Here is a 9,351-nt window from a genome sequence, read left to right as displayed (position 1 = left end):
AGTGAAAGTACATCTGTAAATATATCATATGATGTTTCAGTTGAGAGATCAAAAATTTCTGATAATATGATATCCATAGGATATAAACTTAGATTTTAAAAAAACAGCAGTTGGAAAAATTTTCCAGCTGCTGTTTTTACTATTAAGATTTCATTATTTTTATCAGTCTGCTTGTTCCAAGTCTGTTTGCTCCAGCTTCTATAAATTTTTCAGCATCTTCAAAAGAACTTATTCCTCCAGCTGCCTTTATTTTTACATTCTTTCCTACATACTTTTTCATAAGAGAAACATCTTCCAATGTAGCTCCAGAGATAGAAAATCCTGTAGAAGTTTTGATATATTCAGCTCCTGATTCAGTAACTATTTCACACATTTTTATTTTTTCTTCCTCAGTAAGAAGACAAGTTTCAATAATTACTTTTAATAATTTTCCATTGCAAGCTTTATGTATACTTTTTATCTCATTTAAAATACTATCATATTTTTTCTCTTTCAAATTTCCAATATTGATTACCATATCTATTTCATCAGCACCATTTCTTATTGCTTCTTCTGTTTCAAAGACTTTTACATCTATTGTATTGTAACCATTTGGAAACCCTATTACAGTACATATAGAAAGAGACTCCCTTACATATTCCTTAGCTCTTTTTACAAATGATGGAGGTATACAAGCTGAAGCTGTTTCAAATTTTATTCCATCATCAAGTATTTCCTTTATCTCCTCCCATATAGAAGTTTGAGCTAAAAGAGTATGATCCACTATTTTCAATATATCTTTTTTAGTCATTTTTTCTCCTCTGATTACTTTAATTTATCCAGTACAGATCTTCCTATTGTATTTTCAGGCATTACTATATCAAAATTATCAGCAATAGTGGCGCCTATTACAGCAAATGTATCTGCTATGGGTAAAACTCCTGCCTTTTTCATAGATGGCGAATATGCTATAAATGGAACTTTCTCTCTAGTATGATCTGTTCCTTTAAATGTAGGGTCATTTCCATGATCAGCAGTTATTATTAAAAGGTCATTGTCTCGAAGTTTTTCTAATAATTTTCCTAAATTTATATCAAATTTTTCTAATTCTTCTGCATATCCTTTAGGATTTCTTCTATGACCCCATAAAGCATCAAAATCAACTAAATTTACAAAACATAATCCAGTAAAGTCTTTATCTAAAAGTTCTAAAGTCTGTTCCATACCATGTACAGAACTTTTTGATTTATATGTTTCTGTTATTCCTTCACCATCAAAGATATCTCTGATTTTTCCAACAGATATTACATCAAAACCTCCTGCTTTCAATATATCTAAAGCTGTTTTTCCAAATGGCTTTAAAGCATAGTCATGACGATTGCTTGTACGTTTAAATTCTCCTTTTTTCATACCAATATATGGTCTGGCTATTACTCTTCCCACTTTCCATTCATCTCTCATAGTAAGTTCTCTTGCTATTTCACAAAATCTGTACAGAGTTTCAAGTCCCATAGTTTCTTCATTTCCACATATCTGTAGAACTGAATCAGCACTAGTATATACTATTACATCTCCAGTAGCTATTTCATGCTCTCCATATTCTTCTAATATCTCTGTTCCACTGGCTGATTTATTTCCAACAATTTTGCGTTCAAACCTCTTTTCCAGTTCATTAATCAATTCTTTTGGAAATCCAGTTTCTGTAAAAGTTTTAAATGGGATTCTTATATTTAATCCCATCATTTCCCAATGCCCAGTCATAGTATCTTTTCCTATACTAGTCTCTTTGAGTTCCCCATAATAAGCTAAAGGATTATCTATTGCTTTTACATTTGACATTGGATGAAGATTGGCAAGGCCTAATTTCTGAAGATTAGGTATATTGAACTTTTCTACTGAAGCAGCTATGTGCCCTAATGTATCTGCACCTGTATCTCCATATTTTTCCGCATCACCCATAGCTCCTATTCCTAATGAATCTATAACTATGGTAAATATTCTCTTATATTTTTTCATAGATATTCCCTCCACTGAATCAGCAGAATGTCTCAAGAGCTATTTTCATCATATTTACAAAAGATGACTGTCTTTCTTCTGGTGTAGTCTCCTGCTTAGTTACAAAAGAATCTGATATCGTCAAAAGACATGCAGCATTTTTTCCTAAAACTGCTGCATTATGGAATAACGCAAAACTTTCCATTTCTACACAAGTACATCCATATTTAGCATAGAGTTCTTTATATCCATCTACATTACTCTCTCTGTAAAAAACATCACTTGAGTGTATCTTATCCAACTGTACTTTTACTTTTAATCTTTCTGCTGTTTTTAATATTTTTTTATTCAATTCAGCACTCGGCAGAATTCTATCTCCTTCAAATCCACTCTGTGTATGAGCAAAACTTGATTCACTCCATGCACTCTCTACAAGCACTACATCATATATATTCAACTTTTCTACATAAGATCCTGCTGATCCTACACGAATTATATTTTCAACTCCATACACTGTGTACAGTTCATATGAATATATTCCAATAGATGGCATTCCCATTCCAGAAGCCATAACAGTTATTTCCTTTCCTTTATATTCTCCTGTAAAAGCAAGCATATTTCTTACAGAATTGACTTGTTTTACATTTGTTAAAAATGTATCTGATATAAATTTAGCTCTTAGAGGGTCTCCTGGCATAAGAACATTTTTTGCTATTTCTCCTAGTTTTGCTTGATTGTGTGGTGTAGACATAATTCCCTCCTTATAAATCATCACTTGTAAATGACATTGGTAAAAGCTCTTCTATGTTTGTTATCATCTCTTTTTCATTATTTGACAAGACAATAGGTGTTTTTTTATTTAAAAGTTCTACTAATACCTGCCTGCATGCACCACATGGTGTTGCAAGGGTTTTTCCTTTACTTACAATTGCAATAACTTCTATATCTTCTTTTCTATATCCCTGTGAATATGCCTGAAATATTGCATTTCTTTCTGCACAATTAGTCAATCCATAAGATGCATTTTCCACATTAGCGCCTATAAAATATCTTCCATCTTTCGTTTTTACACAAGCTCCTACATAATAATTAGAATAAGGAGCATAGGCATTGTCCATAGCTGAAAAAGCTCTATCTAATATATCTCTATATTTTTCCACATCTTTCTCCTTTAATATAGTATATCTGTTTTTATAAGATTACGTATAGCTTCTATAGCCACTCTTATTGCTGCATCTGTATCATGTACAACTGGATTTTCAAGTCCAATTTTTTCTCTTTCCTGATTAGCCACCACTAAAAATGCTGATCCTACACGAACTCTTAAATAATCTCCTACTACAAAAAGTGCTGCTGATTCCATTTCAGAAGCTTTACATCCAAGACGTATCCATGCTTCCCATTTATTCATTAATTCATAACTTACTGGTTTCGTTTCAGGTTCATGTTGTCCATAGAAAGAATCTTTACATTGAACTATACCTGTATGATACTTTTCTCCTAAATCTTTTGCTCCTTGAATAAAAGCATTTACTATTTCTATATCTGCAACCGCTGGAAATTCTATTGGAGCATATTCTCTGCTGGTTCCTTCCATTCTTATTGCTCCAGTAGCAATTACTATATCTCCTCCCATAATTTCAGTCTGCATTCCTCCACATGTTCCTACACGTAAAAATGTATCTGCTCCTGATTTTACAAGTTCCTCCAAAGCAATAGCTGCTGACGGACCTCCTATACCTGTAGATGTAACACTTACTTTTACTCCATCAAGATATCCTGTATATGTTATATATTCTCTATTATCTGCTACAAGTTTTGCATCTTCAAAATACTTTGCTATCTTTTCACAACGTTTTGGATCTCCAGGGAGTATTACATATTTTCCCACATCACCCTTCTTTATTCCTATATGATATTGAACTCCTTCTTCTGCATACTTCATTTTTATCCCTCCAATATCTGCTATATTTTAAATATTTTCATAAAATTACATTCTCCATATGTTTAATATACCACAAATATAGATGGATTGTCGAATGATTCTCTTTCTATTTATCATATAAATTTTAAACTATTTATTATCAGTTGGTGTTTTAATATGTTTATATGCAAAATAAAACATAAGCAATCCAACAAAAAAATTTATTATATTTATAAAAAATAAAGGAATTATCTGTTTTGTAAAACTTCCAATAAAAGAAATCAAACTTAAAAAGAATAAAGTAGCTAAAATACAGCCAAAAGCAAATAACTGCAAATCTTTTTTACAAAATTTTTCTTCTGTAATTTTTATTGAAAAAATACCTGCCCAAAATACGATTGTCAGTGGATCAGACAAAGCTAAAATAACAGCTTTTACAAAAATATTTCCAGAATTTTTAAAACTGCTTATCCCTATATTGGGTAAAAAATAAATATTAAATACACTTAATATTGAGTTCATTCCATAAAGAAATAAAATTACCACACCAAATATTTTCAAAAACTTTTCTGCTTTCTTATTACATTTAAGAATAACTCCAATTCCTATTATTGCTAAGATAATTTCTAAACTGTCAATCACTGCTGTTCCAACAACTCCCATTTCTCCCATCCAAAAACCATGTGCAATACTAGTCTGAAAAATAAAAATACACATTGGACCAATTGCTAACTGCAATATCATTCCAAACTTAAAACCTTTAAATATCATAATTATCCCTCTCATAAATTTATTTCTTCTTTTAATGTTGATAAAGATATTATTGTATTAGAAGTAACTACTCCATTAATTTTTTTCAGTATGTTTGACAAAAAATTTTCAAGTTCTTCAGTATCACGAACTAAAACCTTCAGCAAATAATCATTAGGTCCCGCAATATGATAACATTCTAATACACATGATTCTTGGATAATCTTCAATTTAAAATTTTCAATATTTTCTGTTACATCAATATTAATCAGCACAAATGCTAATAAATTATAACCAATCTTTTTCTGATTAATTTTGATTGTATATTTTTCAATAATCTCTCCCTGTTCCATTTTTCTTATTCTTTCAGCAACAGCAGGTACAGAAAGATATACCTTTTTACTGATTTCAGATATGGACATTCTCCCATTTTTTTTTAATTCTTTCAAAATATTTCTATCAATTTCATCCATAATTATCTCACCTCTAAAAATTTTAAATATATTTTAGCATTGAACTTCATCAATGTAAATATTTCCAATAAAATTCGATAATAATTAAGGTAATTTATAGTTTATTTTTATTATTTAAAAGTATATAATCTAGAAATATCTATTTTCCTTAAAATTTTCAAGTATAGATAATCCTATTTATATATTTAAATATTATTTTTTCCTTAAATGAAAAAAACGGCAATTGACTTAATTGTCATGCCGTTTTTTCATATCTATATATAAAATATCTTGGGGAAAGATTTATATGCCTTAATAATACCAAATATTTGTGTCAATTTTGTTACAAATATTAAAAATATTTTATCACATAGTATTTTCTGTTTTTTATTTGCCATAATATAAAATTAAATATTTTTTATTCAAAATTAATGAACTCTATATATTTAAATAATTAAACTGTTTTAAAAAATATATATAAACTAAATTAAACGCGTTAGAGATAGTTTCGCATATTGTGGATTATAGAATACAATTTTTTAGGTATATAAAATTTCAAAAAAATGTTAAAATTCAAATTGTATAGTTCAATAAACTTCTTTAGAAACATGAAATTGAAAAATAACTAGTTTGATTTTCTTATTATCTTAAAAAATTTCAAACTAAAAATAACAGAATATAAAGCTGTTATTTAGGGGGTGCAATGTTAAATGATTAGAATTGGATTAAATAAAAAACAAAAAGAGCAGGAGATTATAAGTTATCTTAATGATAACTGTATTGATAAAATTTATTGTTTCTTTTTTAAAAAATTTCATATTAATTATGACATCAGAAATGCAAATATTGAATATATTGAATATTCTGATATTGAAAAATATAAATATTTTTATAGATTATTGGAAGAAATAAATGAGAATTCTTTAATTATAATAGATGAATGTATGAGAACAAGCAATAGAAATAAACTGATATATAATTGTGCCCACCATTACTTAAATCAAACCTCTCATAAAATAATCTTTGAATATTTCCCTATGATAGAAAACTATGAAGACTTTATGATACTTTTAAATTTTGAGAATAAAGGAAAATATAAGGGGAAAGGATTTGATTTTAATTATTTAAAAATTGAAGATATAAAAATGATTAAAAGAACAATCCCAATGAAAATACATACTATAAGAACAACAAAATTTATGAGGGAAAGATACGAAAGGGAGAAGAACCTATTATTCAAACTTCTTGGAGACCAGGATCCTGATACACTCCCACGAAATTTGCATCTTTTGACAGGAGATTTTAAAAAAGAATATATAAAAGAACAAATTTCTGTTGCAAGAAATAATAGATTCAGACTTAAAAATGTTGTTTCTTACAATAATATAAATCTAATATCAGAAGAATCAGAAGTACTTGTTGTAGACTTTCATTATAGAAGATTAAATTTCAATGATTTTTTAAAAACTATGAAAAATATAAAGGAATTCCAATTTCTTTCAACAAGTTTACCAATTGATAAATTCTATATAAAAAGCTATACAGAATGGAAGGATAAGTGTGAAATAATTTATGATAAAGCAGATGTATTCCAATAAAAATGTTCTTGAGGTTTCAAAGGAAAGAATAAGCTTCCTTTTTGATAATTTTCAAAATATTTGTGTTTCTATTTCTGGAGGAAAAGACAGTACTGTCCTCGCACATCTCACTTTAAAAGAAGCTGCTAAAAGAAATAGAAAAGTAGGCTTATTTTTTTTAGATGAAGAAGTGGTATATAGTAGTACAATAAAACAAATAAAATATTTAATGAATCTTTTTCCAGAAAACACTATCAATTACTGGCTTCAAATAGAATTTAATCTTACTAATGCCACAAGTATTGTAGAAGGTCAGCTTAAATGCTGGGAAAAAAATAAATCATACCTATGGATGAGACCTAAAGAAAAAAATTCTATTCAAAATAAACCATGGGATATAGAAACTGAAACTATCAGAGATAAAAATAAAGGTTTTGGATTTTATGATGTAATAGAAAATTTTCAAAAATTAAAAAAAGACACCATTTTTTTAGTTGGTTTAAGAGCAACAGAAAGTCCTAACAGATGGGGAGCAGTAATGAAAAATCCTGTAAATATAAATAGAACTTCTATTTATTGGGGAACAAAATTGAAATATGATAATTTTTCTTTTTATCCTATATATGACTGGAATTTTCATGATGTTTGGAAATATATTTATGACGAAAAATTAAAATACTCTAAAATATATGACTACCAATATAAAAAAGGAACAGGACTGAGAGAAATAAGAGTGTCTTCATTGATACATGAAAAAAGTTTTAAAGCATTAGTTGATCTTCCTGAATTTGAGCCTAAAACTTATGATAAACTTCTTAAAAGAATAGCTGGAATAAGCATCGGAAATATTTATGGAAAAGACAGCAAAATGCTGAGATGTACAAAACTACCTAAAAACTATGATTCTTGGATAGAATATAGAAACTTTTTATTAGAAACATATCCAATTGAAAATAAAAAATTGATATTTCAAAAAAGATTTCAGAAGCATCTAGAAAATGAATATGTTGCAAGACAGCAGTGTAAGCAGCTTGTACTAAATGACTACGAGAATAATTTACCTGTGGACAATAGAAAAGATCCCAGATTAGAAAAACTTAAAAAATGGAGAACAATATTATGAGATATATAAAGACAAAAAAAGGAAATATAGCATTACCTGTTATGACTCCTATTATAGTTCCTATAGATAAAGTTGAGCCAAATAAATATAATCCTAATAAAGTTGCAATTAATAATATGGAATTATTAGAAAGATCTATCTTAGATAATGGCTTTTGTTTTGCTGTAATTACTATTTATGATCAAAATAGAGATAAGTATATAATAGTTGATGGTTTTCATCGATATGAAATTTTTAAAAAATATTTCAAAGCTAAAGAAATTCCAATAATTGTATTAGAACATAATATAGAAAAAAGAATGGCTGCAACAGTACAATTCAATCGAGCTAGAGGTGTTCATCAAGTTGAACTTATGGGAGAATTAGTAAGAGAACTATATGAAAAAGGTCTTGAAGATGAAGAAATAGCTCAATCTTTAGGAATGGAAGAAGAAGAAGTCTTCAGATTAAAACAAATAACAGGTATTGCAGAAATTTTTAAAAACAAGGTTTATTCAAAAAGCTGGGAAATGATGGAGGTTAATGATGAATGAAAAATGGGAATATGGAGGTTCTTATCTAAGCCATCCAATACAGTCTGCTGTTCCTTATAATATTGATAAAAATATCATTATGGTATATGATCTTACTAATGAACTTCCAGATTTTATGAAAAAAGCTGATATATTATTTATTGATCCTCCATGGAATTTAAGAAATCTAAATACTTTTTATATGAAAGCCAGATTAATTCCTAAAGTACAAAGTTATGAAGAATTTTATAAAATACTTTTTAAAAGAATAAGTGAGATAAAAGCAAAGTTATGTTTCCTTGAAATTGGAAAAGAATATCTTGCTGATTTTATAAAAGAAATGAAAAAGTTATATAAATATGTAACATTTTATAATAGTACTTATTATAACAATGGTAAGAATCTATGTTATATAGTTCAGGGAAGTGAAAAAAGGCTTAATTTAAAATTAGATGGTATGGATGAAGAAAAAATAATAGAATTTATTTGTAAAAATCTTCAATATGAGTGTATAGGAGATATGTGTATGGGAAGAGGTCTTGTTGGTTTCAATTCTTATCTTAATAATAAAAATTTTGTGGGAATTGAATTAAATCATAAGAGATTATCTGTTCTTTTAGAAAATATCTCTAAAAGAACAAACAAGTAATATTTAACTATAAAAAGAGATTGATTTATAAGAAAAGTATAATAATTTTAGAATTTTTTTAATTTCTAAAATTTCACTTAACTTTCTGATCAATCTCTTTCTTAATTTTTTAAATCATTAATGTATTTAATTCTTTACTTATCTTTATTTTCTTTATCATACATTTTAAATAATTCTAAAAGTATTATACTATTTGACATATCTTCTTTTTTCTTCATCTTTTTTAATTTTCTGTTTATATATTTAAAATCCTCTTCAATAAAGCGACACCCAAATAATCTATAAGTCTTCTCCAACTCTTTCTCACCTTTTTTCATAGTATCACTCTTACTTTATAGCTTCAAATATACTTATTATTTCTTCCTGTTTCCTCATATCTGCTTCCAGTTC

12 protein-coding genes are annotated in these 9,351 nt (G+C 27.7%); 4 read left to right on the top strand and 8 right to left on the bottom strand.

Annotated elements, in window-relative coordinates:
* Positions 1 to 142: 142 nt before the first annotated feature.
* The 7 genes from deoC to E6771_RS15275 form a co-directional block, all read right to left on the bottom strand.
* Entirely contained in the window at positions 143 to 790 is a 648-nt protein-coding gene (deoC, locus tag E6771_RS15305; protein WP_316092209.1) for a deoxyribose-phosphate aldolase, read from the bottom strand.
* A 14-nt stretch (positions 791 to 804) separates the two neighbouring features.
* Entirely contained in the window at positions 805 to 1,995 is a 1,191-nt protein-coding gene (locus E6771_RS15300) for a phosphopentomutase (RefSeq protein WP_316092208.1), read from the bottom strand.
* A 19-nt stretch (positions 1,996 to 2,014) separates the two neighbouring features.
* Entirely contained in the window at positions 2,015 to 2,725 is a 711-nt protein-coding gene (gene deoD / locus E6771_RS15295; RefSeq protein ID WP_316092207.1) for a purine-nucleoside phosphorylase, read from the bottom strand.
* A 10-nt stretch (positions 2,726 to 2,735) separates the two neighbouring features.
* Positions 2,736 to 3,134 (bottom strand): cytidine deaminase, encoded by a 399-nt coding sequence (cdd, locus tag E6771_RS15290; RefSeq protein ID WP_316092206.1) that lies wholly within the window; start codon positions 3,132 to 3,134, stop codon positions 2,736 to 2,738.
* A gap of 11 nt (positions 3,135 to 3,145) precedes the next feature.
* Positions 3,146 to 3,919, bottom strand: coding sequence for a uridine phosphorylase (gene udp, locus E6771_RS15285; protein ID WP_316092205.1), 774 nt, complete (start codon positions 3,917 to 3,919; stop codon positions 3,146 to 3,148).
* 129 nt (positions 3,920 to 4,048) lie between these two features.
* Positions 4,049 to 4,669: a LysE family transporter gene (locus E6771_RS15280; protein ID WP_316092204.1), complete on the bottom strand. Its 621-nt coding sequence runs from the start codon at positions 4,667 to 4,669 to the stop codon at positions 4,049 to 4,051.
* A gap of 11 nt (positions 4,670 to 4,680) precedes the next feature.
* Positions 4,681 to 5,121: an Lrp/AsnC family transcriptional regulator gene (locus E6771_RS15275; protein WP_316092203.1), complete on the bottom strand. Its 441-nt coding sequence runs from the start codon at positions 5,119 to 5,121 to the stop codon at positions 4,681 to 4,683.
* Between the two features lie 689 nt (positions 5,122 to 5,810).
* Here E6771_RS15275 and E6771_RS15270 point away from each other — a divergent pair.
* Genes E6771_RS15270 through E6771_RS15255 form a run of 4 tightly spaced genes read left to right on the top strand, consistent with a single transcriptional unit; the run spans position 5,811 to position 8,961 of the window.
* The gene (locus tag E6771_RS15270; protein ID WP_316092202.1) at positions 5,811 to 6,698 is read left to right on the top strand and encodes a hypothetical protein; all 888 of its coding nucleotides are present in this window, start codon (positions 5,811 to 5,813) and stop codon (positions 6,696 to 6,698) included.
* Entirely contained in the window at positions 6,673 to 7,800 is a 1,128-nt protein-coding gene (locus E6771_RS15265; RefSeq protein WP_316092201.1) for a phosphoadenosine phosphosulfate reductase family protein, read from the top strand. Before E6771_RS15270 ends, E6771_RS15265 begins: the two co-directional genes overlap by 26 nt.
* On the top strand, positions 7,797 to 8,333 hold the full coding sequence (locus E6771_RS15260; RefSeq protein ID WP_316092200.1) for an IbrB-like domain-containing protein: 537 nt from the start codon (positions 7,797 to 7,799) through the stop codon (positions 8,331 to 8,333). The genes E6771_RS15265 and E6771_RS15260 overlap by 4 nt, the downstream gene beginning before the upstream one ends.
* Complete coding sequence (locus tag E6771_RS15255; protein WP_316092199.1) at positions 8,326 to 8,961, top strand: hypothetical protein; 636 nt, start codon at positions 8,326 to 8,328, stop codon at positions 8,959 to 8,961. The genes E6771_RS15260 and E6771_RS15255 overlap by 8 nt, the downstream gene beginning before the upstream one ends.
* Before the next feature lie 134 nt (positions 8,962 to 9,095).
* Here the strand turns inward: E6771_RS15255 and E6771_RS15250 are convergent, their stop codons facing one another.
* Positions 9,096 to 9,278 carry a hypothetical protein gene (locus E6771_RS15250; protein ID WP_316092198.1) on the bottom strand — a complete coding sequence of 61 codons (183 nt, stop codon included), beginning with the start codon at positions 9,276 to 9,278 and terminating at the stop codon, positions 9,096 to 9,098.
* Positions 9,279 to 9,351 lie beyond the last annotated feature (73 nt).

The sequence above is a fragment of the Fusobacterium sp. genome (genome assembly GCF_032477075.1).
Taxonomy (GTDB): Bacteria; Fusobacteriota; Fusobacteriia; order Fusobacteriales; family Fusobacteriaceae; genus Fusobacterium_A.
Note: the sequence above shows the minus strand (reverse complement) of the source record. Positions and strands in the feature narration are given on the sequence as shown.